The organism is Streptomyces sp. NPDC052773 (assembly GCF_044547145.1).
Classification (GTDB): domain Bacteria; phylum Actinomycetota; class Actinomycetes; order Streptomycetales; family Streptomycetaceae; genus Streptomyces.
Genome location: NZ_JBITZX010000001.1, coordinates 1,040,121 through 1,064,375, shown reverse-complemented (window position 1 = coordinate 1,064,375; position 24,255 = coordinate 1,040,121). Strand labels below are relative to the sequence as shown.

Genomic DNA, 24,255 nt, shown 5'->3' with positions numbered 1-24,255 from the left:
CGCACGGTCCCCGGTCGCCTCGGCGCCCCCGTCCCCCGAATTTCCGTTCCGGGGGGCGGGGGCGCCGCCGTATGGTTTCTGTACAGCTGTTCGAGCGGATCCCAGGACCGGGTGAAGCTCGGCGAGAGACCGTGACGGGGAGACGGGGATGTCCGGACGCGACGACGAGGAGCGGGAGTTCGATCTGCGCTGGGCGGAGAGCGCCGAGCACAAGGAGCCCTCGGCGCGGGCCCGGATGCTGGCCGCGCGGTGGAAGGACAACCCGCCGGGCCCCGTGCCGTTCCGGGCCGCTCCCGAGCGCCGTGGGTCGTCCGGGCGCCGGTCGTGGGTGTCGACCACCATCGTCCTGGGCAGTGTGGCCGCCCTGATCGTGCTGATCGGGTACATCAACTTCCGGGCGCAGTACTGACAGGTGGCCGCGCCGCCGTCGGGTGTGCGGCGGCGGCGCGGCTGCGTCTGCGGCTCACCTGCTCCGCTCGCGCTCCTGGCGGCGGGCCTCCAGGGGGCGCTCGCGGCGGTAGCGGCGTTCCCACTTGGCCTGCTGGTCGCGGCGGTCGCGGTAGGCCTGGTAGGTGGTGGGTGCGGTCCCGGTGCCCGCGGTGGGGGCCGAGGACGTACCGCCTCCGTGGCGGACGTAGAGGTAGAGCAGGGCGACGGCGGCGAGCCAGTAGAGGTGGTTTCCGAAACCCAGGACGACCAGGACGACCGCCCCGGACAGCACGATGGTGCCCATGAGAGGGCCTCCTTCCCTGGACCGTGGGGGTGGGGTCTGTGTTTCGAGGGTGCCCTGGGCGCACAGGGGGGCGCATCTCCTTTTTTCCCTGTGTTCGGGGGGAGTTGGGGTGGGGTCCGAGGAGGACGGTCCTCACTGTTCCGGTGCCGCCGCGAGCACGCCCGCCGCGACGGCCGCGCCGAGGGCGGCGTGGTCCTCGGCGGTCTGGTCGGCGTAGCGCAGGGCGAAGTCGGCGACCGCGCGGTCGAAGGTGTCGGCGCCGCCGAGGTAGGCGGCGATGGCGATGCGGTCGCCGGAGCGGGCGTGGGCACGCGCCAGGGCGGTGCCGCACAGCGCGGCGTAGGCGCGCAGGTCGGCGGGGCCCATGCCGGCGACGTCCGCGGAGCCCTTGGTGTCGCGCAGCCGCCGCCAGTAGTAGGCGCGGCCCTGGGGGCCGGTCATCCAGCCGAGGAAGACGTCCGCCTCGGCCTGGAGCAGCCGCTGGCCGGAGACCACCCGGTGGCCGGGATGGTCGTACGGCCCGCTCGGCAGGTGGTCCTCCAGGACGGACGTGCCGGCCTCCTTGAGCTGGAGGAGCAGCGGGTCGTCGGTGTCGCGGCCCTCCAGCAGGACGACGAAGCAGGGGGTGCCGACACCGGCGATGCCGACGACCTTGCGGGCGGCGTCGACGAAGCGGTGGCGGTCGAGGAGGACGCGGCGCTCCTCGGGGAGGGTGGAGCGGTAGTCGCTGAAGTTCTTGCGCAGGGCGGCAGTGTCCGGCGCGCCGGCGGGTTCCAGCAGGGGCGGGTCGTGGACGATCCGGCGGCGGCCGTCGACGACCTCGGTCAGCTTGTCGAGGGCCTGGAGGCTGCTGTGGCGGCGGGCCCGGTTCAGGCCGGCCTCGACCCGTCGGCGACGCCGCTCGGAGCGGACCAGGGGCAGCAGGCGGTCGGCCTCGATCCGCTCGTACCAGACGGCCAGCTCCCCCATCCGCGCCAGCCGCCGCATCGCGGTGCGGTAGGCGGCGGCCGACTCCAGGGCGGCCCGGTGCGCCTTGGCGTCGGGGTGTCCGTTCTCCCGCGCGGCGACGGCCACGCTGGCGGCGAGCCGTTTGACGTCCCACTCGAAGGGGCCGGGAAAGGTCTCGTCGAAGTCGTCGAGGTCGAACAGCAGGGTGCGGTCCGGGGAGGCGTACAGGCCGAAGTTGAGCAGATGGGCGTCGCCGCACAGCTGCACGGTCAGTCCGGTGTGCGGCTGGGCGGCCAGGTCGGCGGCCATCACGGCGGCGGCGCCGCGCAGGAAGGCCAGCGGGGAGGCTGCCATGCGCCCGTAGCGGACGGGCAGCAGCTCCGGCAGCCGGTCGCGGTCCTGCTTCTCCAGTACGGCGACGGGGTCCTGCCGGTCCACGGGCGGGAGCCAGCCGGCGTGCGCGGTGCGCGCGACGTGTTTGCGGGCCGCCTTGCCGCGTTCGGCGCGTTCGGCGGGAGTGGCGGGGCCCGCGGGTCCGGCGGGGCCGCCGACGCCGACGAGGGGTGTCACGGGGCGGCGGCCGATGGCCGAATGCGGTGGTCGTTGCCGTTGCGCTGCATGCCGCACCTCCTTGGGTCGCCGCCTCCTGTTCGCAGTGAAAGGCCCGGGGCGGGGGTGGCGCATGCTCAGTACGGCGAACGGGTGAGGGGTGGGTCTTCGGGGTCCCCCGGGGTCCCGGGTCCGCGGGTCCCGACGGCGGGTGCCGGGCGGGCGGGGCGGGACCCGGTGGGCGGTGGAGCGGGGTCGGCGGCGGGGCGGGCCGGTGGGCGGCGCGGGCCGGGGCCCGTTGTCAGTGGCGTCGGGCAGGATCGACAGGGCCATCGGCGGAGGCGCAGATGCACCGATGCACCGAGACGCAGATGCGCAGATGCACCGAGACGCAGACGCGCGGATACGCAGGGCCCAGCGGCGGAGACTGGACGGTCAGGGAGGTCGGCATGAGCGGCGGGACGGCACGGCGGCACATCGGCGGGGCGGAGCGGCGGGCCCGTCTGGGGCTGCGGCACCGGCTGGCGCCCGAGGCGCGGGCCGCGAGTCCGGAGCAGGTCGCCGAGGCGCTGGTGGCGCTGCACGGCACCGATCCGGCGACGGTGTTCCTGGCGGTGGGCGCCCGGCTGGCGGAGCCGGGCAAGACGGTCGCGGAGACCGAGCGCGCGCTGTACGGGGACCGGACGCTGGTCCGGATGCACGGGATGCGGCACACCGTGTTCGTGTTCCCGACCGGGCTGACCGCCGTCGTGCACGCCTCGACGGGCATCGCGGTCGCCGCGCGGGAACGGGCCGCGCTGCTGAAGGACATGGCGAAGGCGGGCGCGCCGGACGCGGCCTGGCTGGCCGAGGTGGAGGCGTCGGCGCTGGCCGCGCTGGCGCGCCGCGGGGAGGCCACGGCGGCGGAGCTGGCGGAGGACGAGCCGCGGCTGCGGACGCAGTTCGTGTACGCGGCCGGGAAGAGCTACGAGGGGATGCACACCGTCTCCACCCGGCTGCTGAAGGTGCTGGGCGTGGAGGGCAAGGTGGTCCGGGGCCGGCCGCTGGGCTCCTGGACGTCGTCGCAGTTCCGCTGGGCGCCGGCGCCGCCGCATCCCGAACTGGACGTCGCCGCGGCCCAGGCGGACCTGCTGCGCCGCCGGCTCGCCGTCTGCGGCCCGGCCACCGAGGCCGACCTGAAGTGGTGGACGGGGTGGCGGGTGACGGAGGTGCGCCGGGCGCTGGGGGCGATCGGGGCGCGGGAGGTCACTCTGGACGAGGGCACGGGGTACGTCGTGGCGGGCGACGAGGACGTGCCGGCCGGGGCCGCCGGGTCCGCCGAGCCCTGGGCGGCCCTGCTGCCCGCGCTCGACCCGACCGCCATGGGCTGGCAGCAGCGGGACTGGTATCTCGCGCCGGAGTTGCGCCCGGCGCTGTTCGACCGCAGCGGCAACGTCGGGCCCACGGTGTGGTGGGACGGGCGGGTGGTGGGCGGCTGGGCCCAGCGGCCGGACGGCGAGATCGTCTGGCGGATCCTGGACGGCACCGGGGTCGGCCGGGACGCAGAGGCGGCGATCGCCGCGGAGGCGGAGCGGCTGCGGGAGTGGGTGGGGCGGACCCGGGTGACACCGCGCTTCCGCACGCCGCTGGAGCGGGAGTTGGCGAGCTGACGAAGTGACGAAGTAACGCCGGGTGCCGTGCACGACCACACGGCACCCGGCGACCCGCCGATCTCCGCGTCAGCGGCAGTACTTCATCAGCGCGCGCACCATGTGGCACGTCGTGTCCGACGGCGGGTGGACGCCGATCAGCTCCGCGGTGTCCCGGATCGTCTCGTTGCGGGCCTGGCCCGGCAGGTAGACGCCGGAGTCGAGCAGCGCTATCGCCAGGCGCATCGCCTTGAGCCGGCGGTTGTGCGAGATGTACCACTCGCGGGGCCGCCCCGGCGGCAGCGGCCGCTTCGGAACGGGCGCGTACGGCAGGTCGAGCTGGACGGGACGGCGGGCGGTGGACTGGGTGGGCAACGGCTTGGGCTTCAGGGCGGCAGCGGGCACAGGCATCCTCCTGTCGCGGTCAGGGAGCCCCCCGGAAGCCCCGGGCGATTCCCTCGAACACTGCCTCAATTCTACTGCCCGCCACTGACAATCGAAGGTGCGTGGAGCCCTCGAAAAACCCAGGTGGGCAAGGGAATTGCCGATGTGTCAGGTCGTGCGGGAGAGGCCCTTGAGACACTCCGTCAAAATCGAACACGGCCGGGTGCCGCCCCGGTGCGCGACCGCCCTCGGCGTACCGTGTCCGGCATGGAAATCTGGATCAACCCCGCCTGCTCCAAGTGCCGCAGCGCCGTGAAACTGCTCGACGCCGAGGGCGCCGACTACACCGTCCGCCGCTATCTGGAGGACGTCCCGACCGAGGACGAGATCCGTGACGTACTCGACCGCCTCGGCCTCGAACCCTGGGACATCACGCGCACCCAGGAGGCGGACGCCAAGGAGCTGGGCCTGAAGGACTGGCCGCGGGACGCCGCCTCGCGCGACCGGTGGATCACGGCGCTGGCCGGGCATCCGAAGCTGATCCAGCGGCCCATCATCACCGCGGACGACGGCACCGCCGTGGTCGCCCGCACCGACGAGGCCGTACGGGACGCCCTGTCCCGCTAAGCCCCTTCTTCACCGTTTGTCGGGTGGCGCGCGTGCGGGCGGTTCCCGCTGTTACCCTCCGCCGCCATGACCTTCGGTGATCAAGGAATCGACCCGTACGCCCAGTGGGCGGCCGAGCAGGAGCGCCTGCGAAGACGCCACCGCCGCACCCGTCTGGCGGTGGCCGGCGTCACCGGTGCCGTGGTGCTCGCGGCCGTCGCCGCCGGTGCCGTGATGTACACCGGCGGCGACGAGGGCTCGGCCGCCGCCCCGCCGCCCACGGAGACGAGCGCCGGCGCCTCCACCGCGCCGCCCGCCCCCTCCGTCACCGCCTCGCTCCCGCCCGGCGCCCCCTCCGCCCTCCCCTCCCTCCTCGCACGCCCCGTCATACGTCCCGAGCAGGCGTTCCCGGTGACGAGCGTGCGGCTGCGCAACGGCTCCCGCTACGAACGCGTCGACGTGGCCACCACCCCCGACTGCGCGCGGGGCACGTCCCCCGAGCTGGCCGCGCTGATCGAGCAGGGCGAGGGGTGCCTGCGGCTGACCGCCGCGCTGTTCACGGACGCGGAGCGGCGCTCGCAGGTGACGGTCTCCGTGCTGAGCTTCCGCCGTGTCGAGGACGCCTCGTCGGTGTTCGCGATGGCCTCCATGGACCCGGTGACCTATCAGACCGTCTCCCTCGACCCGCCGCCCGAGGCGGGGATGCCGACGGTCCCGCCCGGCTCGGCGGGGGTGTTCCGCCGGCTGATGACGGTCCGCTCGGTGGTGTTCGCCAACGGCCAGTGGGGCGACGGCGCGGAGACCGAGGAGGCCGAGATCACCCGGCAGACCGAGGAGCTGCTGCGGCACGTCGGCGAGAACGTGGTGGCGTACGAGGAGGGGTGAGCCCGTCGGCGCCATCTCACGGATCCCGTAACTCCCTTGTGACACAAGCCACTTCACACACCCCCGCCATCACTGAGCAACCTCGTTCGGGATCTCGTACATAGCGGCGTACGCTCCACCGACCTCTTCAGGAGGCGCGCATGTCGCGTAGGAGAACACTCGGTACGAAGAAGAAGATCGCGCTGCTGGTGAGCGCCGCGACGGTGGCGGGAGGAGGTGCCTTCGTCATGGCGAGCACGTCGAACGCCGCCCAGTCGGCGAAGGACTCGTCCGTGTGCCAGGGCCTCGCCACCGCCCTCGGCAACAACCAGCGGTTCATCGAGGCGCAGCGGGCCGCTCCCGACGCGCAGTCGGAGGCGCGGATCGCCAACCGCGAGGCGGTCATCGCCGAGATCCAGCGCAAACAGGAGGCCTCCGGGTGCGAGGTGGGCGAGGCGATCGGGGGGTCGGCTCAGGACTCCCAGACCGCGCAGCCCTCCGACCCCGCGGAGGCCGCGGAGCCCGCGGATCCGGCCCAGCCGGCCGATCCGTCCCAGCCCGCCGACCAGGCCGAGCCCGCCCAGCCGGCCGATCCGTCCGAGCCCGCCGGTGAGGCGCAGCCCTCCGAGCCCGTCGAGGCGGCCGGTGAGCAGGTCTGCAACGGGTCCACCGTCACCCTCTCCGGTGAGGGCGGCGCCCCGGCCGCGTCCAGCAACCAGTTCCCCGCGGGAACGAAGCTGAAGGTCACCAACCTGGACAACGACAAGTCCACGACGGTGGAGGTCACCTCCGTCTCCGGCAGCTGTGTCCTGCTCAACAACGCGGCCTTCGAGCAGGTCCGGGAGCCCGGCAAGTTCCTGATCCGCCGGGCGCTGATCGAGAAGGTGGGGTGAGGCGCACGCACACAGGAAACCGCTGAGGCGGCCCTCGCGGAGGGGGGTCATCGGTCCCGCTGTTCCCGGCCCGGCGCCGGGGACAGCGGGACCTGCGGCATGCGCCGGCCCGCCCGCACGATCGCATACGAGCCGCCGCGGCCACGGCGGCCGGACCCGGCGTCCCCGCGCTCCCGCCGCCCTCCCCGCGCTCCCGCCGCCCTCCCCACGCTCCCGCCGCCCTCCCCGCGTCCTCTCCCCCGCCCTCCCCGCGTCCTCTCGGCCCGCGCTCGCGCGCGGTGAGTTCCCGCACCCGCGGCCCACTCACGCTGTGAGTCGCACCACAGCACCACCAGGTAACACGGGGTTCACATTCGAGCAATGACCGGGAAATCGCCTGTTGACAGGCTCGCGGGCAACAGCGCGGCGCCCCAGTGCCGCAGCGCCGCAGCACCCGCAAGCGCGCCCAGACCCACCCCCGAAGGATGTGGCCCGTGACCTTCAAGGCTGAGTACATCTGGATCGACGGCACCCAGCCGACCGCCAAGCTCCGCTCCAAGACCAAGATCATCGCGGGTGAGCCCGCCGGTCTGGACGCGCTGCCGATCTGGGGCTTCGACGGGTCCTCCACCAACCAGGCCGAGGGCCACTCCTCGGACCGCGTCCTCAAGCCGGTCTTCACCTGCCCGGACCCGATCCGCGGCGGCAACGACGTCCTCGTGCTCTGCGAGGTGCTGAACATCGACATGACGCCGCACGAGTCCAACACCCGTGCCGCGCTCGCCGAGGTCGCCGAGAAGTTCGCCGCGCAGGAGCCGATCTTCGGCATCGAGCAGGAGTACACCTTCTTCGACGGCTCCCGTCCGCTCGGCTTCCCGGAGGGCGGCTTCCCGGCCCCGCAGGGCGGCTACTACTGCGGTGTCGGCGCCGACGAGATCTTCGGCCGTGAGATCGTCGAGAAGCACCTCGACAACTGCCTGGCCGCCGGCCTCGGCATCTCCGGCATCAACGCCGAGGTCATGCCGGGCCAGTGGGAGTTCCAGGTCGGCCCGCTCGCCCCGCTCGAGGTCTCGGACCAGCTGTGGGTGGCCCGCTGGCTGCTCTACCGCACCGCCGAGGACTTCGGCATCTCCGCCACCCTCGACCCGAAGCCGGTCAAGGGCGACTGGAACGGCGCCGGCGCGCACACCAACTTCTCCACCAAGGCGATGCGCGAGGGCTACGACGCGATCATCACCGCCTGTGAGGCGCTGGGCGAGGGCTCGAAGCCGCTCGACCACGTCAAGAACTACGGCGCCGGCATCGACGACCGCCTGACCGGCCTGCACGAGACCGCCCCGTGGGACCAGTACTCCTACGGCGTCTCCAACCGCGGTGCCTCGGTCCGTATCCCGTGGCAGGTCGAGAAGGACGGCAAGGGCTACATCGAGGACCGCCGTCCGAACGCCAACGTCGACCCGTACGTGGTGACTCGCCTGCTGGTGGACACCTGCTGCTCCGCCCTGGAGAAGGCCGGCCAGGTCTGATCCGCACAAGCGGCTCCGTGAAGGGGCGCCCGCCGTCTTGGCGGGCGCCCCTTCCGCGTATCGTGCGCCGGCATGGGGGCCGACGGGGTGGACTGGGCCGCGCTCACGCACGCGGACGGACCGGCGCGGGACATACCCGCGCTGCTGGGGTCGATGGAGTCGCGGGACGCGGACGTACGCCGGCCGGCCGTGCGTGAGCTGGACCCCCTGCTGTGCCGGCACGGGGACGTGTACCCGGCGACCGCCCCCGCCGTACCGCACCTGGCCCGGCTCGCCCTGACCGGACCCGGCCACCGGGAGGAGCTGCTGCGGCTGCTCGGCGACATCGCGGACGGGTTCGGAGAGCCCGGGGGTGCTCGACCCGGCCCGGCGCGCCGTGGCGGTCGCGCCGCCGTCCCTGCTGCCCCTCGCGCACGACGCCGGCCCGGGCGTACGCGAGGCGATGGTGTTCCTGACGCGGCGTGCGGTACGCGGTACGCCCTGCCGCTGCTGCCCCTGCTGCGGGCCCGGCCGGCGGAGGAGACCGCCCCGGAGGTGCGGGCCGGGGTCGCCGCGACGGCTCGTCCAGGACCTCATGCACGGCGACTCCCTGCACCCGGACTCCGTCGTACGGGACGCCGTGCGGCGGCTGTTGGCGACGGCGGAGGTCGTCGGCTGAGGCGCCGGGCGAAGACACCGGGCGAGGACGGTGCGACGAGGCGCCCCGGGGCGGCGACTTCGCGCCATCGTGCGCGCTCGGCGGCGTCCAAGCGGTGAGAGAGGGGTCCGGTCCGCGGTCCTCTCGTGCTTGAATGGGGGCATGGCCGGCTTCCAGCAGCACTCCGCGACGGGTCGCGATGACCTCGAGCCCTTCTGGCCTTCCCGTCAGCACCACGACTTCGACCGGGTGTGTCGCCGCGCGGTGAACGCGCCGGCCCTCTAAAGCCGTACAGGCCCTTCCGAGCCGTACACCCTGGCCTTCGGCCGGCGCGACGACGTACGTCCCCTTCCCGACGGACTCCTCGCGCGAAAGAGCTGACCTCTCATGGCGACCACCCGTTCCCTGTCCACCGCCCCCTCGCACACCGCCCGCCACCGGCTGCGAGCCGTCGACCGCGACGACGTGGTCGACGTGACCGAATTCCTGCCGCCGGGCGCCACCTGGCTGCCCGCCCCGCAGCACGCCCTGCCCACTCTGCCGGGCCGGCCGCCGATGGTCGGGTATCTGGTGCTGGTCCCGGCGGACCAGCAGCCGCCGTTCCCGCCGTTCGCCGTGCCGGACCAGCCGGACCAGCCGGACGAGGCGACTCCCGGGAGCGGCGCCGAACCCCTCATCCGCATCGACTCCGTCCGCCGCACCGCCGAGGTGGACGGGCGCGAACTCGACCTGACATACCTGGAGTTCGAACTCCTCGCGCACCTGGTGGCCCACCCGCACCGGGTGCACACCCGCGACCAGCTGGTCACCACGGTGTGGGGATACGGGCACGTCGGCGACGGCCGCACGGTCGACGTGCACATCGCCCGGCTGCGCCGCAAGCTGGGCGCCGAGCACCGCGACACCATCCGCACCGTGCGCCGGGTCGGCTACAAGTACGCCCCGCCCGCCGGACGTTGATCCCCGAGCCCGCCCGGAAAGCCCGTCCCCGCCTCTGCCCTGGGCAGATCCGCCTTCCGTCCCGCTCCCCGGGCGGGCAGAGTCAACGGCATGAGACTTCTTGTGCTGGGCGGTACGGAATTCGTGGGGCGGGCGGTCGTGGAGGCGGCCCGGGAGCGCGGCTGGGACGTGACCGTCTTCCACCGGGGACGCCACGCGCCGCCCGCCGGGGTGCGGGCGCTGCACGGTGACCGCACCGCGCCCGGCGGGCTCGCCGCGCTCTCCGACAGCGCGTGGGACGCCGTCGTCGACACCTGGTCGGCGGCGCCCCGCGCGGTGCGGGACGCGGCGCGGCTGCTGCGGGACCGCGTGGGGCGGTACGTGTACGTCTCCAGCTGCTCGGTGTACGACTGGGCGCCGCCCGCCGGGTTCACCGAGGACGCGCCGCTGGTCGAGGGCGCCTCGCCGGACGCGGAGCAGACCGACTACGCGCGCGACAAGCGGGGCGGCGAGCTGGCCGCGCTCGACGCCTTCGGCGCGGACCGGACGCTGCTGGTGCGGGCGGGGCTGATCCTCGGGCCGTACGAGAACGTGGGGCGGCTGCCCTGGTGGCTGACCCGGACGGCGCGCGGCGGCCGGGTCCTGGCGCCCGGCCCGCGGGATCTGCCCGTCCAGTACATCGACGTCCGCGACCTCGCCGAGTGGACCCTGGACGGCGTCGAGCGGGGGCTGAGCGGGCCGTACAACCTGATCTCGCCGCAGGGTCACGCCACCATGGGTGCGTTGCTGGAGGCCTGCGCGGCGGTCACCGGCGGGGGTGCCGAGCTGCGCTGGACCGACCCCGAGGTGATCCTCGAGGCCGGGGTCGAGCCGTGGACCCAGCTTCCGGTGTGGGTGCCGCCGGGCAGCGATCTGCACGACGCGCTGCACGGCGCGGACGTCTCCCGCGCGGTCGCGGCGGGCCTGCGCTGCCGCCCGGTGGAGCGGACCGTGACCGACACCTGGGACTGGCTGCGCTCCCTCGGCGGTGTGGCCCCGCAGCGGCCCGACCGGCCGCTGAAGGGCGTCGACCCGGAGACGGAAGAGAAAGTGCTCGCCGCTGCGGACGCACGTCAACTCCCGTAGTCCGCAGGGAATTTCCGCGACGATTGAACACCCGTGGGACTGGTTCCGTATGGAGGGGAGCCGCTTCACTCCTGTCGGGCGCCTCGATGCTGCCCCGCAAGGAAGTCAGAGGAGTTCCATGGGACGCAACACACGAAAACGCCGTACGCCGCTGGCCACCAAGGCCATTGCCGCATCGGCGGCCCTAGCGCTCGGTGGGGGCGGGCTGATCTGGGCGAACTTCTACGCCTCGGCACACGAGGAGAACCGCTGGCCGGACCGGACCAAGGCGGCGTCGGCGCAGATCGCCACCATCGACTGCCCGGACGTCGGCCAGCGGCTCACCGAGGTGCCGGACCGGGCGCGGGGCGAGGTGGACGGCGAACTGGCCACGCTCGACCAGCAGATCACCGACGCCTACCAGCGACTGGCGACCACCCGGGACGCGCAGGCCCGCGACGCGAGCTTCGTGCGGAACACGATCCTCCAGCCGCTCAAGGACCGCCGCAAGGCGATCATCGACCGCATCCAGCTGGAGATCAACCGGGCCGGCGGCGACGCCGCCGAGGAGCTGGACGACCTCGCGGGCTGCACCGGCACCCCCGCCGAGCAGCCGCAGACCACGGACGGCGAGCAGGGCGACGGCCAGAACGACGGTCAGAACGACGGCCAGGACGGCGACGGCGGCCAGCAGGACGGCGGGGACCAGAACCAGGACCAGGACGGCGACGGCCAGCAGGACGGCGGCCAGGGTGACGGTCAGGACGGCGGCCAGCAGGGCGGCAACGGCGGTCAGGCCGGCAACGGCCCCGTCGCGGCGGACTTCCAGGACATCACCACCGTCCAGCCGGGCTCCCGCAACCTGCCGAACGGGCTCGCCGCGAACGGCCGGACCGGCTCGCGGGGCGTCTTCATCACCCAGTGCGGCACCAACGGCAACGACAACCACAACACGGACAACGTGATCGTCGCGCCCGGTGTCACCAACGGCGCGCACCATCTGCACGACTACGTCGGCAACCAGAACAACGACGCCTTCGCCAGCGACGACGAGCTGGCCCGCGCCGACACCAGCTGCCAGAACCAGGGCGACCGGTCGTCGTACTTCTGGCCGGTGCTGCGCCTCCAGGACGGCTCGCAGGACTTCGACCAGAACAACGCGGGCGGCGGCACGGAGGGCAACGTCGGCCGGATCCTGGAGCCCAAGGTGGCCCAGCTGAAGTTCGTCGGCAACAAGCGGGGCCCGGTCGTCGCGATGCCGACCGCGCTGCGCATCATCACCGGTGACGCCAAGGCCTTCGTCAACGGCCTGGCCAACGCCAACACGTCCTGGAGCTGCACGGGCTTCGAGGACCGGCAGCTCACGGACAAGTACCCGCTGTGCCCCGACGGCAGCGACGTGGTGCGCACGTCCAACTTCCAGAGCTGCTGGGACGGCCAGAACATCGACAGCGCCAACCACCGCACCCACGTGGCGTTCGTCCGGGCCGACGGCTCCTGCCCGAACGGCTTCAAGGCGATCCCGCAGCTCCAGGTCCGGCTCGTCTACGAGGTTCCGCGGCCGGTCATCGAGAACGGCGTCGTCCAGAACCCGTTCGCGGTGGACACCTTCCCGGAGCAGCTGCACAAGCCGATCACCGACCACAACGACTTCATCAACTTCTTCTCCCCGGAGCTGATGAACAAGATGGTCAACTGCATCAACACCGGCCGTAAGTGCCAGTAGGCGCGACCAGGACGGCGAAGGCCGGCGGTGAGGGTCGTCCCCTCCCCGCCGGCCTTCGGGCTGTACGGCGGCGCGGCGGCTCAGTGGTGACCGCCCGCCCCCGCGCCATGCCCCGCCCCGTGGTCCTGGCCCTCCTCCAGCGTCCCGCCCAGCCTGCCGCGCAGCGCCGTCACCACCTTCGGCTCCCCCACGGCCACCCACTTGCGGCCGACCAGGTAGTGACCGCCGTAGTCCTTCGCCCCGTTGATCCACTCGCGCTGGCCGCGGTCGGTGGCGAAGGTGGCGAGGACGAACCGGCCGTCCCCGTTGCGGCAGATCGCCTGGCGGATCTCGTCGGCGTCCGTCTGGATGTCCGGCTCGCAGCGCACCTCGGCGGCCAGCTGCTCCAGACTGCCCTCGGCGGTCTCCGGCACCCGGGCCGCCGCCTCCTCACCGCCGGAACCACACCCCGCGAGCGCCAGCGCCAGCGCGGCCACGGCGAGCAACGGTCGGGTCAGCCTCATGGGTTCCTCCGGTCGGGCGTCGTACGGCACTGTCTCCGAAGTCGATACGGCCGCCGGCCCCCCGGCGCTCAAATCAGCTGCGCCGCACATCCGTCCGTGCGAGGCTGACCGGGTGAATCAGGACTGGGAAGACCGCGTGGCCGCCACGTGGGCCACCTTCGACGACTACGCGCAGGACCGGGCCGCCGACTTCCGCGCGCTGATCGACGCCCTCGTCGCCGAACTCCCCGAGGGCAGCCCGGACGCGCCGTTCGAGCAGGCGTGCGCCTGGGACTCCACGGGCCGCTCCGACCGGGCGGTGCCGCTCTACCGCGAGGCCCTGGCACGCGGACTCACCGGCTACAAGGCGCGCCGCGCGAAGATCCAGCTGGCCAGCTCACTGCGGAACACCGGACACCCGGAGGAGGGTGTCGAGCTGCTGACGCCGGAACTGGACGCCCCGTCCGACGAGCTGGACGACGCCGTACGCGCCACCCTCGCCCTGTGTCTGTCGAGCCTCGGCCGCGACCGCGAGGGCCTGTCCCTCGTCCTGGGCGCCCTCGCCGGCCACCTCCCCCGCTACCAGCGCTCCATGGCGAACTACGCCCGTGCGCTGACCGAGCCGGGCGGCTGAGTCCCCCGAACGGCTGTGACCATCCGCCGTCGCGCTCGTTCTCCCGGACGTGCAGTCACAGGATGTCGCCCAGCGTCAGAGCTCCGCAGCCGCCGCCGACCCGGTGGTCGACGTCGAGCGTGCCGAGGCCGCGCTCGTCGAGCACTACCCTCGGCTGGTCCGTCTCGCCTACCTGGTGCTGCCGCCGGGTCTGGGCCGCAACCGGCGGGTCCTGACCGCGCACGCGCTCACCCAGCGGGCGCTGCCGCGGGGCCGCGCCCGCGCCTGCGTCATCCCGGCCCAGTCCACGGGCCGCGAGAGCGACCCCGGGTACGCCTTCGTCCGCCTCCAGGTGCTGCGTACGGCGCTGGAGGCCGGGCTGCCGCTGCGGCGCAGGGCGTGGCCGAAGCGGTCCCAGCTGCCGCCGCTGCTGCCGCAGGTGTGGGGGCTGCGGCTGTTCCCGCGCTCGGGCGGCGCCGACGAACTCGCCCTGGACCAGAAGCTGTCGGCGCTGTCGGCCCCCGCCCGCGCCGCCTACGCGCTGCGCGGCCTGGAGCGGCTGGCCGACGCCGACGTCCGTACGGTGCTCGACGCCGCCGGGGTCGGCGACCCGCAGGCCGCGCTCGCCGAGGCCGACACCGTCGCCGCGCAGTACGCGCTGCTGGACTCCCCCGAGTTCGACCCGTGTTCGCTCCAGGCCCGCCCCACCGACCTGATGCGCCGCCGCCAGCATCTGAAGGCCGCGCTCGCCGCGACCGCGGCGGTCGCCGTGTGCGGGGCGCTGCTCGGGCTGCCCGGTGACGGCTGGGGCCCGGACGGCGCCGCCGCCCCGGTGTATGCGCACAACGCGTCGGCGCGGGCGGCGCTCGACCCGGCGAAGCTGACCAAGGTGCCGCCCGCGGCCTGGCAGTCGGCGACCCGCGCCGACTTCTCCGTGTGGCCCGCGCGCGGCGACCTCACCGGCGACACCGCGCTGCTGCGCCGCGCCCTCGCCGTGTGGGCCCGCCCCGGCGAGAACGTCCGGGTGTCGGTGACCCCGGGCACCGCGTTCGGCGGCCCGCCCGGACCGCCGCAGCTGCTGTACGCGGGGACGGTGGACCAGGCGCGGGTGGTGATCCTCTACGACGGTCTGCGCATCGCCCGTTACGCCGAGCCGAAGGACGGCACCGCGGGCGCCGCCCTGGACTTCGCCCGCGCGGACGGCGCGGGCCGGGCCGAGGCGGCGGCGGTGGTGCTGCACCGCACCAACGGCAACGTCCGCTATCTGATGGCGCCGTGGGTGAAGAAGGTCGCCGAGCGGGATCTGGTGAAGCCCGGCGCCGGTGCGATGGACCTCACCCTGACCGACGGGGTGGCGTCGCCGATGGCCAGCCCGGTGACCCGGGCCGGTGCCTGCTCCTCCTGGAACGTGCTCCAGGTGTCCGACGGCTCCGGCACCCGGCTGATGTCCGACCTGGGCGAGCTGATGCCGGCGCGGCTGACCAGCGGCCGGCCGGGCTCCGTGCGGGAGGCGACCGGTGCGGAGGCGCTGCGGACGTGGGCGCCGTTCGCCTGCTCGCTGGCGCACACGCGCGGGCAGGGTGTGCGGTCGGTGAACGTCTGGGCGTACGCGCGCCAGCCGCTGCCGGACGGCAGTGGTGCGGCGGCGTGGGTGTGCACCCGCGCGGAGACCTGGCGGGGCGGCGGCGAGCGGGTTCTGGCGCAGTTCCAGACCCCGGGCGGGAAGTACGGCGCGGTCGCCGCGAAGGCGGAGGGCGGTCCGGCGTGCGGGGCGAAGGACCCGCATGTGCTGGCCGGGGTGCTGTGGAAGTCGTCGGGCGGCGCCTGGTATCTGCTGGCCGCGAGCAGCCGGGACACCGTCTCGGTCGCCGCGACGGGCGGGGTGACCGGGTCCGCCCAGGGCAACCTGCTGGCCGTACGGACAAAGCAGGGCGCGCACGCGGAGCTGAAGGCCACGCTGGAGAGCGGGCGGTCGATCGGCGGGCTGCGCTAGCCGCGCCCCTTGTTGACATCGGCGTCAACAAGTCGCGCACAGGGGTTCACCACAGGCCTACCCGTCAGTACATTGACGCCATGTCTAACAAGCAGGCCCGGGTGCCCCAGCCCGTCGAATCCGAGCGCGTCCCGCTCCGGGCGCGCAAGGTGTCCTTCTCGTGGGAGGGCACCCCGCTGCACTGGGTCCCGGGGGACCCGTTCACCACGCACACCATCAACGTGCTGCATCTGCTGCTGCCGGCCGGCGAGCGCTGGTTCGTGCACGTCTACAAGCAGGTGCTGCCGTACATACGCGACGAGCGGCTGCGCGAGGACGTCATCGGGTTCATCGGGCAGGAGGCGATGCACTCCCAGGCACACGACGAGGTGCTGCCGCATCTGAGGGAGCAGGGGCTCGATCCGACGCCGTACACCGCGCAGGTCGACTGGCTGTTCGAGAAGCTGCTCGGCGACCGCACCCTGCCGCCGGGCCGGGCCCGCCGCTGGTGGCTGCTGGAGCGGGTGGCGCTGATCGCGGCGATCGAGCACTACACCGCGTTCCTCGGCGACTGGGTCCTCAACGCGAAGGAGCTGGACCGGCGGGGCGCCGACCCGACGATGCTGGATCTGCTGCGCTGGCACGGCGCGGAGGAGGTCGAGCACCGCTCGGTCGCCTTCGAGCTGTTCCTGCACGTCGACGGCTGCTACCGGCGCCGTGCCCGCACCTGGGCCGTGGCCTTCACCGCCCTGGTGTTCCTGTGGCAGCGCGGGGCCCGCTTCTTCATGGAGAACGACCCGACGCTGCCGGCCGGCAAGGCCACCTTCAAGGACTTTCATCTGCGCGGACAGCGGGGCCTGCTGCCGTCGACCGGGGCCATGCTGAGGTCCATCCCGCGCTATCTCAGCCGTGACTACCACCCCTCGCAGGAGGGTTCCACCGAGCAGGCCGTCGCGTATCTGGCCTCCTCCCCCGCCGCCGTCGCCGCCGCCGTCGCCACCGAGAAGAAGAGGAGCGCCGCCTGATGCCGATGACCGTGCCGAAGCTGAGGACCGTCGTGCTCGTCGCGGGGGCCGGGCTGCTCGCCCGGCGGGCGCTGCGGCGCCGGATCCAGGCGTCCCCGCTGTGGCCGATGCCGGCCCTGGAGGAGCCGGTCTCGGGGCGGCCCCGGTCGCGGGCGCTGCGGCTGCTGGTCACCGCGCGCGAGGAGATCGCCGAGGGGGTCGTGCAGGTGCGGCTGGAGGGGCACGACCTGCCGCGCTGGGAGCCGGGCGCGCATCTGGACCTGGTGCTGCCGTCGGGGCTGGTGCGGCAGTACTCGCTGTGCGGGGACCCGGAGGACACCTCGTCGTACACGGTGGCGACGCGGCTGGTGGAGGACGGGCGGGGCGGCTCGCGCGAGGTCCACGAGCAGGTGCGGGAGGGCATGGAGCTGGAGGTGCGCGGGCCGCGCAACCGCTTCCCGCTCATCGAGGCGGAGCGTTACGTCTTCGTGGCGGGCGGCATCGGGATCACGCCGATCCTGCCGATGCTGCGGGCGTTGCCGGAGGGCACCGAGTGGCGGCTGCTGTACGGCGGGCGGACGCGGGCGTCGATGCCGTTCCTGGAGGAGGTCGTGAAGGTGGGCGGTGACCGGGTGACGGTCGTCGCGGAGGACGAGGAGGGGCTGCCGGACCTGGACGGGCTGCTCGCGGACGTGCCCGAGGGGACCGCGGTCTACTGCTGCGGGCCGGAGGGGCTGATGGCGGCCGTGGAGGAACGATTCCCCGAGGTGCGGCTGGAGCGGTTCGCGCCGCGGACGGCGGCGGACGGCGACGGCTCCTTCGAGGTGGAACTGCGGCGCAGCGGGGTGACGTTGACGGTCCCGGCGGACCGCAGCGCGCTGGCGGCGATCCGGGAGGAGCTGCCCGCCACCGCCTACTCCTGCGAGCAGGGCTTCTGCGGGACCTGCCAGCAGCGGGTGCTGGAGGGCGAGGTGGACCACCGGGACGAGCTGCTGACGGACGGGGAGCGCGACGACTCGATGCTGATCTGTGTGTCGCGGGCGCGAGGTGAGCGCATCGTGCTGGACATGTGAGCACCGCCCGCCGATCGGGACCGTTCGAGGCCGGATTCGATCGGTAAGGTGTTCGTATGACTACCGGGGTTCGCCGCAGGATGGGAGTCGAGGAGCGGCGGCAGCAGTTGATCGGCGTCGCCCTCGAACTGTTCAGCCGCCGTTCCCCGGACGAGGTGTCCATCGACGAGATAGCGTCGGCGGCGGGCATCTCCCGTCCGCTGGTCTACCACTACTTCCCCGGCAAACTCAGCCTGTACGAGGCCGCGTTGAAGCGTGCGGCGGAGGATCTGGCGGGGCGGTTCGTGGAGCCCGCCGAGGGTCCGCTGGGTGCGCGGCTGCTGCGGGTGATGGCGCGGTTCTTCGACTTCGTGGACGAGCACGGGCCCGGCTTCTCGGCGCTGATGCGCGGCGGCCCGGCGGTCGGCTCCTCGACCACCAACGCGCTGATCGACTCGGTGCGCCAGGCCGCCTACGAGCAGATCATCCGGCATCTGCCCATCGCGGAGCCGCCCGCCCGGCTGGAGCTGGTGGTGCGCTCCTGGATCTCGCTCGCCGAGTCGACGGCGCTGATCTGGCTGGACGGGCGGCGCATCCCCCGCGAGGAGCTGCAGGCGCAGCTCGTGCACGACCTGGCCGCGCTGCTGGCGGTGAGCGCCGCCTACGACGAGGAGATGGCCGCCCTGGTGCGCCGCGTCCTGAAGGACGAACCGGCCGACGGCCCGTTCGGCGACCTGGTCGCCCGGCTGATCTCGCTGGCGTCCTAGGAGACCTGGGTCTCGAACTTCCGGTAGGACGGGTCCAGTTCCCGGATCTCCGCAGAGGCGTGCAGGGCGAGGCCCGCGGGCGGCTTGAGGTACTGCCGCAGCTGTTCCAGGACCGCCTCGGTGAGCCTGGCCTTGGTCTCCTCGCTGCGGCCCGCCAGCAGACCGATCGTGATGTGCACGACGGCGTGCCCCTCGGTGTCGGGGCCGACCGTGGTGTCCTCGGTGCGGCGGAACTGCGTCTTGCAGGCCGGGGGCCTGGCCGCCGCGATCTCCACCACGGTGGCGTGCAGCGCCTTGGCGAACCCCGGCCGGTCGAAGTCGTCCGCCAGCTGCTCGGAGTAGTCGACGGTGATCTGCGGCATGGGTGCTCCTGTTCTACGGCGGACAGGAGCACCCTAACCCGCGGTAAGGATCAGCCGGCGCGGGTGAAGACCGCCACCGTGCGGGCCGGGACGGTGAACGTGCCCGACTCCCGCGCGAAGGCCGACGTCTTCACCACGGTGTCCGACCCGGCGGCCTGCACCGGGTGCAACCGGTACGGCTCACCGGCCGCCGCGGCGATCCGCTGCTCCTGGCGCTCCGGGGTCGCGTTGAAGACGACGACCAGGTCACCGAGGCGCATGGTGATCACGCCGGGTGTCTCGTCCTGCCCGGAGAGCGGGAAGGAGAGCGCGGACTGCACCTGCCCGGCCGTGTCGAGGGAGAACGCCTTCTCCGTCGTACGGATCCTCAGCAGGTCCCGGTAGGCGGCCGAGGTGTCCTGGATCTGCTCGCAGCCCACCTTCACCTTGCCCAGCAGCGGTTTGGCGTACGGCCACTTGGCCTGGTTGTCGGCGGCCGGCGGCAGGCCGCGGCCGAAGCCGTTGCCGTCGGCGCAGTTCCAGTGGATGGCGTTGAACCAGTCGCCGCTGTCGTAGGAGTTGCGGTCCAGCGACTTGGAGCGCAGCAGGTCGGTGCCCGCCTGGGAGAGGGCCGGGCCCTGCGAGAGGGTGGCCGTCGCCATGGCGAGGACCTGCATGCGCGCGCGGTCGGCGGCGCTCGTCGACGCGGGCAGCTTGAAGGCGAGGGCGTCGAAGAGGGTCTCGTTGTCGTGCGCGTCGGCGTAGGCGAGGGCGTCGCCGGGAGCCGCCGCGTAGCCGGCGGGGGCGCCGTTGTAGTCGACCTGGGAGCCCTTGACGCGCCTGCCGCTGGTGTCGGTGAAGGTGTAGTCGGCGAGGTTGCCGGAGAGCCCGACCTTGATCAGGTCCTGGTAGTGCAGGAGGCGTGCCTTCTGCTCGGCCGGGGTGCCGTTCTCTGCGTTCGGGTTGGGCTCGGTGTAGAGGCCGGAGGCGAAGCCCTGGACGCCGGGGTCGGCGTCGAAGGGGCCGCCGCCGCGCACCGCGTCGCGGGCCCGGTCGGAGAAGGTGGCGATTCCGGTGCCGGCCATGTTCTTCTGGGTGGCCTGCTCGAAGCGGGCGTCGTCGGCGATCTCGCCGAAGTTCCAGCCCTCGCCGTACAGGATGATCTTCTTGCCGTCGACGCCGTCCTTCTCGAGGGTGAGCGCGTCGAGGGCCTTGCGGACGGCCAGGATGTTGGCCTTCGGGTGGTGGCCCATGAGGTCGAAGCGGAAGCCGTCGACCTTGTACTCCTTGGCCCAGGTGACCACCGAGTCCACGACCAGCTTGCCCATCATGGCGTTCTCGGTGGCCGTGTTGGCGCAGCAGGTGCTGTTGGCGACCGAGCCGTCGGCGAGGAGGCGCTGGTAGTAGCCGGGGACGATCCGGTCCAGGACGCTGGTGTTCGCCTGGCCGCTCGCGGCGGTGTGGTTGTAGACGACGTCCATGACGACGCGCAGGCCGTCCTCGTTGAGCGCCTTCACCATCTTCCGGAACTCGACCGTGCGGGCGGTGCCGTCCGGGTCGGTGGAGTAGGAGCCCTCGGGGACCGTGTAGTGGTACGGGTCGTAGCCCCAGTTGTAGGCGTCCTTGGCCGCCGCCTTCGCCACGCACTCCTGCTGCTTGTCGGAGTCGGCCGGGTGGGAGGCCAGGTCGCAGTCGACGGTGGCCTGGTCGGCCTTGTTCTCCGGGATGGTGGCGATGTCGAACGCCGGGAGGAGGTGGACGTACGAGGTGCCCGCCTCGGCGAGCTTCTTCAGGTGCCGGCTGCCGTCGCTGTCCTTGTCGGTGAAGGCCAGGTAGGTGCCCCGGTGCTTCGCCGTCCTGTCCTCGACGGAGAAGTCGCGGATGTGCAGCTCCTGGATCTGGGCGTCCTTGAGCGGCACGGCCTTCGGCTTGTCGTAGCTGTGCCAGCCGCTCGGCGCGAGGGACTTGTCGCCGAGGTCGACGACGAGGCTCCGCTTCGAGTCGGTGGTGAGGGCGACCGAGTACGGGTCGGTGACCTTGTTGGTGACGACCTCGCGGACGCTGGGCGCCCAGACCTTCACCACGTACCGGTACGGCTTGCCCTTCCAGGACTTCGGGCCGGTGACGGACCAGACGCCGGTGGCGGCGTCGCGCCGCATCGGCTTGACCGAACCGTCCAGCTCCAGGGACACGCTCTGGGCAGTGGGGGCCCAGACCGCGAGGGTGGGACGGCCCTTGGTGAAGGTGGGACCGAGGTCCGCCTTGGTCGCGTCGTAGAGATCGTCGAGTACGCCGGCGATCTGCACGCCGGTCGCCGTGAGCACCGCTCCGTTGGCGGCCTGCTGGGAGGCGACGAGCTGGCCGCGCAGGGCCTCGCGGACCCGGTCGCGGTCGCGGGGGTCGACGGACCAGGCGGTGTGGTCCTTCAGGTGCGGGAACCTCGCCTTCTGGGCGTCGGTGAGTGACGTCTTGTTCAGCCGCAGCCATCGCTCGTCGGTGCTGGTGAGCACGCCGTTCTCGGCCTTGATGGAGCCGGTGCGGGAGTAGCGCAGCTGGGTGGAGGCGGCGGCGTCGGAGCCGTTCCAGACGACGGTGTCCCGGTCGATCCAGACCGCCTTGGAGGTGGTCAGGTCGACGGCGGCGGCGGAGCCCGCGGGCTGCGGCAGCAGGGGTTTCTCCTGGCCGCTCAACAGCCACACCTCGTGGCCGCTCGCCTTGAGGTCGAGCGACTGGTCGGTGGGCAGGTCCTTCTCGTCGCCCTTGTGGATGATGTAGCTGAGGCTGGTGGCACCCTCGGTGAGCGGCACCTCGAAGACCGCGCCATAGGCATCAGTCTTCACCGGCTTCAGGGGGTTCGACCACTCGGTGGGGTTCGCGGCGCCGGTCCAGACGTGCAGGCCCCAGCCGTCGTAGTTCCCGTCGGCGCGGTGGTAGTGCAGGACGGCCTTGGTCTTGTCGGGGGCCGGGTAGTCGGCCGTGGGCCGCTCGGTGCGGACGGTCTCCTTGCCCTGCTCGATCCAGACCTCGCCGGTCTTGGTGACGTCGATCGTGCGGTCGGCGGAGACGTCCTTGTTGCCCTGCTGGTCGATGACCAGGAAGCCCACGCTGGAGGCGCCCGGCTTCAGCTTGACGTAGGCGAAGGCGCCGTAGGCGTCGCGGCCGGTGAAGGGGTGGCTCTTCGGCCATTCGGTGGCCTCGCCGTCGGCGAGGTCGCCCCAGGCGTACAGGCCCCAGTCGGCGTAGTTCCCGTCCTCGCGCTTGTAGTGGACGATCGCGTAGTCGCGGGAGGAGGCGGTGGGGATCTCCTCGGCGGGCGGGGTGCCGGTGGTGGAGGCTGCGGTGGCGCTCGCGGTGCGGCCCGCGCGGTCGATCACCACGGCCTTGTAGCGCAGGGCGGTGCCGGCGGGCACGTCCTTGCCGACGGTGTGGGTGACCTTGTACGGGGCGTGGTCGGCGGAGCCGAGGGTCTGCCACTTGCCGTTGCCGGTCTGGGCGGCGAAGACCACCCGGTTGAGCTGTCCGCCGTCGACGTCGGCCGTGACCTCGACCGTGCCGGTGGCGCCGGGGGCCGGGGCCTTCAGGGTGAGGGTGGGTTCGGTGGCGGGGGCGGGGAGCTTGCCGGCCGCCCGGTAGACGGCGGCGGATCCGGCGGGGACGGTGACGGTGAGCTTGCGGTCGGCGTCGGACTTCACGGTCTTGTCCGTGCCGTGGAGGCCGCGGAACGTCATGTTCGCCGAGCCCGTGGCGAAGGTCGCCGTCTTCGCCTCGTCCGCGTTGTTGAAGGCGACGACGTACTCGGTGCCGGACTTCGCGTCGGTGCGGGAGACCGCGTAGATGCCGGGGCCGTCGGCGGCGTAACGCTCGGTCTGGACGCCGTCGGCGAGTGCCGGGTGGGCCTTGCGGAGCTTGGCGAGAGCACTGATCTGCCGGTAGAGCGGTGCTCTCGTGTCGTAGGCGTCCTCGGCGTGGGTGCGGTCGGTGCCGAGCTGGTCGTCGTCCAGGTAGTCGGCGACCTTCGAGGCGAACATCGTCTGGCGGGCGTCCTTGTCGCCGCCCGCGCCGGTGAAGCCCTGCTCGTCGCCGTAGTAGATCACCGGGTTGCCCCGGTTGAGGAACATCAGCTCGTTGGCGAGCCGTGCCTTCCTCAGCAGTTCGGCGTCGCTCGCGTCCGGGTCGTCCTGCTTGAGGAAGGTCCCGATGCGGCCCATGTCGTGGTTGCCGAGGAAGGTGACCTGCTCGTAGGCGTTGGCCCGGCCGGTCGTGTACTTGTAGTCGTCACCGAAGACCGACGCCAGCTTCTTCGCGCTGCCGCCCTGGGAGGCGTAGGCGCGCGCCGCGTCCTGGAAGGGGAAGTCGAGGGTGGAGTCGAGGCGGCCCTGGGTGACGTACGGGGCGGTGACGTTCGTGTCGGCGGAGTAGACCTCGCCGAACATGAAGAAGTCGTCGCGGCCCTTCTTCGCCGCGTAGGCGTCGAGGGCGGTGGCCCACTGGGTCCAGAACTCCATGTTGACGTGCTTCACGGTGTCGATCCGGAAGCCGTCGATGTCGAAGTCGCGCACCCAGCGCTGGTAGATGCGCTCCATGCCCTTGACGACCTCGGGACGCTCGGTCCACAGGTCGTCGAGGCCGACGAAGTCGCCGTAGGTGGCGGACTCGCCGGCCCAGGTCGAGTCGCCGCGGTTGTGGTACATAGCCGGGTCGTTGAGCCAGGACGGGACCTTCACGTTCCGCTGGTCCCGGGCGACGACCGGCGTGTACGGGAAGGAGCCGGAGTCCACGGCCGGGAACTCCCGCTTGCCGTCGGCGTAGTCGGCGTCGTCGAAGGGCTCGCCGTCCTTCGTCAGATACGGGAAGGCGCCCTTGGAGAGGTAGCCGTAGGACTTCTCCTCGTAGTCGACGACGTCGGCGGTGTGGTTGGTGATGACGTCGAAGAAGACCTTCATGCCGTTGGCGTGGGCCTTGTCGATCAGGGTCTCCAGGTCCTGGTTGGTCCCGAAGTGCGGGTCGACCTGGGTGAAGTCGGTGATCCAGTAGCCGTGGTACCCGGCGGAGGCGTTGGCGCCCTCGCCCTGTACGGGCCGGTTCTTGAAGATGGGGGCGAGCCAGATGGCGGTGGTGCCGAGGCCCTTGATGTAGTCGAGCTTCTGCGTCAGCCCCTTGAGGTCGCCGCCCTGGTAGAAGCCCTTGTCGGCCGGGTCGTAGCCGGTGGCCAGCCGGGATCCGGTCAGGCCGCCCTTGTCGTTGGCCCGGTCGCCGTTGGCGAAACGGTCCGGCAGGACGAAGTAGAACTGCTCGCGGGTCAGGTCGTGCCGGGCGGGTACCTTGGCCAGGGCCGTGTCCGAGGGCGGGGACGGCGGGGCGGCGGCCTGGGCGGCGAGGGGCTGCACGAGGGCGGCGGCGAGCGCGGCGACGGTGACGGCCGCGACCCGTCTGCCTCGTGTGGTGCGGCGCGTGGCAGGCGCCGGCCTTCTGGATATCAAGGTGTGCACTCCTTGCGATGACGGCTCA

Annotated in this window: 21 protein-coding genes; 15 read left to right on the top strand and 6 right to left on the bottom strand. The window is 72.7% G+C overall.

The window, feature by feature from the left end:
• Positions 1-148: 148 nt before the first annotated feature.
• Positions 149-409, top strand: coding sequence for a hypothetical protein (locus ACIG0D_RS04885; RefSeq protein ID WP_365763154.1), 261 nt, complete (start codon positions 149-151; stop codon positions 407-409).
• Positions 410-463: 54 nt separating this feature from the next.
• Here the strand turns inward: ACIG0D_RS04885 and ACIG0D_RS04880 are convergent, their stop codons facing one another.
• Both ACIG0D_RS04880 and ACIG0D_RS04875 read right to left on the bottom strand, forming a co-directional pair.
• Positions 464-733 (bottom strand): hypothetical protein, encoded by a 270-nt coding sequence (locus tag ACIG0D_RS04880; RefSeq protein ID WP_399796274.1) that lies wholly within the window; start codon positions 731-733, stop codon positions 464-466.
• A 132-nt stretch (positions 734-865) separates the two neighbouring features.
• Entirely contained in the window at positions 866-2,251 is a 1,386-nt protein-coding gene (locus ACIG0D_RS04875; RefSeq protein ID WP_399796273.1) for a DUF2252 domain-containing protein, read from the bottom strand.
• A 428-nt stretch (positions 2,252-2,679) separates the two neighbouring features.
• Here ACIG0D_RS04875 and ACIG0D_RS04870 point away from each other — a divergent pair, with 428 nt between their 5' ends.
• Positions 2,680-3,879: a winged helix DNA-binding domain-containing protein gene (locus ACIG0D_RS04870; RefSeq protein WP_399796272.1), complete on the top strand. Its 1,200-nt coding sequence runs from the start codon at positions 2,680-2,682 to the stop codon at positions 3,877-3,879.
• A 69-nt stretch (positions 3,880-3,948) separates the two neighbouring features.
• Here the strand turns inward: ACIG0D_RS04870 and ACIG0D_RS04865 are convergent, their stop codons facing one another.
• Positions 3,949-4,263 (bottom strand): hypothetical protein, encoded by a 315-nt coding sequence (locus ACIG0D_RS04865; RefSeq protein WP_365763146.1) that lies wholly within the window; start codon positions 4,261-4,263, stop codon positions 3,949-3,951.
• A gap of 246 nt (positions 4,264-4,509) precedes the next feature.
• On the opposite strand from ACIG0D_RS04865, the gene ACIG0D_RS04860 reads away from it, so the two are divergent.
• From ACIG0D_RS04860 to ACIG0D_RS04825, 8 genes are all read left to right on the top strand, one after another.
• Positions 4,510-4,869 (top strand): arsenate reductase family protein, encoded by a 360-nt coding sequence (locus ACIG0D_RS04860; protein WP_365763144.1) that lies wholly within the window; start codon positions 4,510-4,512, stop codon positions 4,867-4,869.
• 66 nt (positions 4,870-4,935) lie between these two features.
• Positions 4,936-5,733 (top strand): hypothetical protein, encoded by a 798-nt coding sequence (locus ACIG0D_RS04855; RefSeq protein WP_399796271.1) that lies wholly within the window; start codon positions 4,936-4,938, stop codon positions 5,731-5,733.
• A 140-nt stretch (positions 5,734-5,873) separates the two neighbouring features.
• Positions 5,874-6,605, top strand: a complete 732-nt coding sequence (locus ACIG0D_RS04850; protein ID WP_399796269.1) for a hypothetical protein — start codon at positions 5,874-5,876, stop codon at positions 6,603-6,605.
• 473 nt (positions 6,606-7,078) lie between these two features.
• Positions 7,079-8,110, top strand: a complete 1,032-nt coding sequence (gene glnII, locus ACIG0D_RS04845; RefSeq protein ID WP_399796267.1) for a glutamine synthetase — start codon at positions 7,079-7,081, stop codon at positions 8,108-8,110.
• A gap of 352 nt (positions 8,111-8,462) precedes the next feature.
• Entirely contained in the window at positions 8,463-8,768 is a 306-nt protein-coding gene (locus ACIG0D_RS04840) for a hypothetical protein (protein ID WP_399796265.1), read from the top strand.
• A 366-nt stretch (positions 8,769-9,134) separates the two neighbouring features.
• On the top strand, positions 9,135-9,707 hold the full coding sequence (locus ACIG0D_RS04835; protein ID WP_399796263.1) for a winged helix-turn-helix domain-containing protein: 573 nt from the start codon (positions 9,135-9,137) through the stop codon (positions 9,705-9,707).
• A 90-nt stretch (positions 9,708-9,797) separates the two neighbouring features.
• Positions 9,798-10,811, top strand: coding sequence for an SDR family oxidoreductase (locus ACIG0D_RS04830; protein ID WP_399796261.1), 1,014 nt, complete (start codon positions 9,798-9,800; stop codon positions 10,809-10,811).
• Positions 10,812-10,929: 118 nt separating this feature from the next.
• Positions 10,930-12,516 carry a DUF1996 domain-containing protein gene (locus tag ACIG0D_RS04825; protein ID WP_399796259.1) on the top strand — a complete coding sequence of 529 codons (1,587 nt, stop codon included), beginning with the start codon at positions 10,930-10,932 and terminating at the stop codon, positions 12,514-12,516.
• 80 nt (positions 12,517-12,596) lie between these two features.
• On the opposite strand, the gene ACIG0D_RS04820 is transcribed toward ACIG0D_RS04825, so the two are convergent.
• A complete protein-coding gene (locus ACIG0D_RS04820) occupies positions 12,597-13,019 on the bottom strand; it encodes a hypothetical protein (protein WP_399796258.1) in 423 nt (140 codons plus the stop codon).
• Positions 13,020-13,131: 112 nt separating this feature from the next.
• Between ACIG0D_RS04820 and ACIG0D_RS04815 the strand changes: the two genes are divergently transcribed.
• The 5 genes from ACIG0D_RS04815 to ACIG0D_RS04795 all read left to right on the top strand — a co-directional run bounded on the left by ACIG0D_RS04815 (position 13,132) and on the right by ACIG0D_RS04795 (position 18,406).
• A complete protein-coding gene (locus ACIG0D_RS04815; RefSeq protein WP_399796257.1) occupies positions 13,132-13,632 on the top strand; it encodes a tetratricopeptide repeat protein in 501 nt (166 codons plus the stop codon).
• Between the two features lie 49 nt (positions 13,633-13,681).
• A complete protein-coding gene (locus ACIG0D_RS04810; protein ID WP_399796256.1) occupies positions 13,682-15,604 on the top strand; it encodes a hypothetical protein in 1,923 nt (640 codons plus the stop codon).
• Between the two features lie 80 nt (positions 15,605-15,684).
• Positions 15,685-16,608 (top strand): metal-dependent hydrolase, encoded by a 924-nt coding sequence (locus ACIG0D_RS04805; protein WP_399796255.1) that lies wholly within the window; start codon positions 15,685-15,687, stop codon positions 16,606-16,608.
• Positions 16,608-17,660 (top strand): PDR/VanB family oxidoreductase, encoded by a 1,053-nt coding sequence (locus ACIG0D_RS04800; RefSeq protein WP_399796253.1) that lies wholly within the window; start codon positions 16,608-16,610, stop codon positions 17,658-17,660. The genes ACIG0D_RS04805 and ACIG0D_RS04800 overlap by 1 nt, the downstream gene beginning before the upstream one ends.
• A 56-nt stretch (positions 17,661-17,716) precedes the next feature.
• Positions 17,717-18,406 carry a TetR/AcrR family transcriptional regulator gene (locus ACIG0D_RS04795; protein ID WP_399796252.1) on the top strand — a complete coding sequence of 230 codons (690 nt, stop codon included), beginning with the start codon at positions 17,717-17,719 and terminating at the stop codon, positions 18,404-18,406.
• Here ACIG0D_RS04795 and ACIG0D_RS04790 read toward each other — a convergent pair.
• Positions 18,403-18,768, bottom strand: a complete 366-nt coding sequence (locus ACIG0D_RS04790; protein ID WP_399796251.1) for a 5-carboxymethyl-2-hydroxymuconate Delta-isomerase — start codon at positions 18,766-18,768, stop codon at positions 18,403-18,405. The genes ACIG0D_RS04795 and ACIG0D_RS04790 overlap by 4 nt on opposite strands.
• A gap of 50 nt (positions 18,769-18,818) precedes the next feature.
• Positions 18,819-24,227 (bottom strand): pullulanase-type alpha-1,6-glucosidase, encoded by a 5,409-nt coding sequence (gene pulA, locus ACIG0D_RS04785; RefSeq protein WP_399796249.1) that lies wholly within the window; start codon positions 24,225-24,227, stop codon positions 18,819-18,821.
• Between the last annotated feature and the right edge of the window lie 28 nt (positions 24,228-24,255).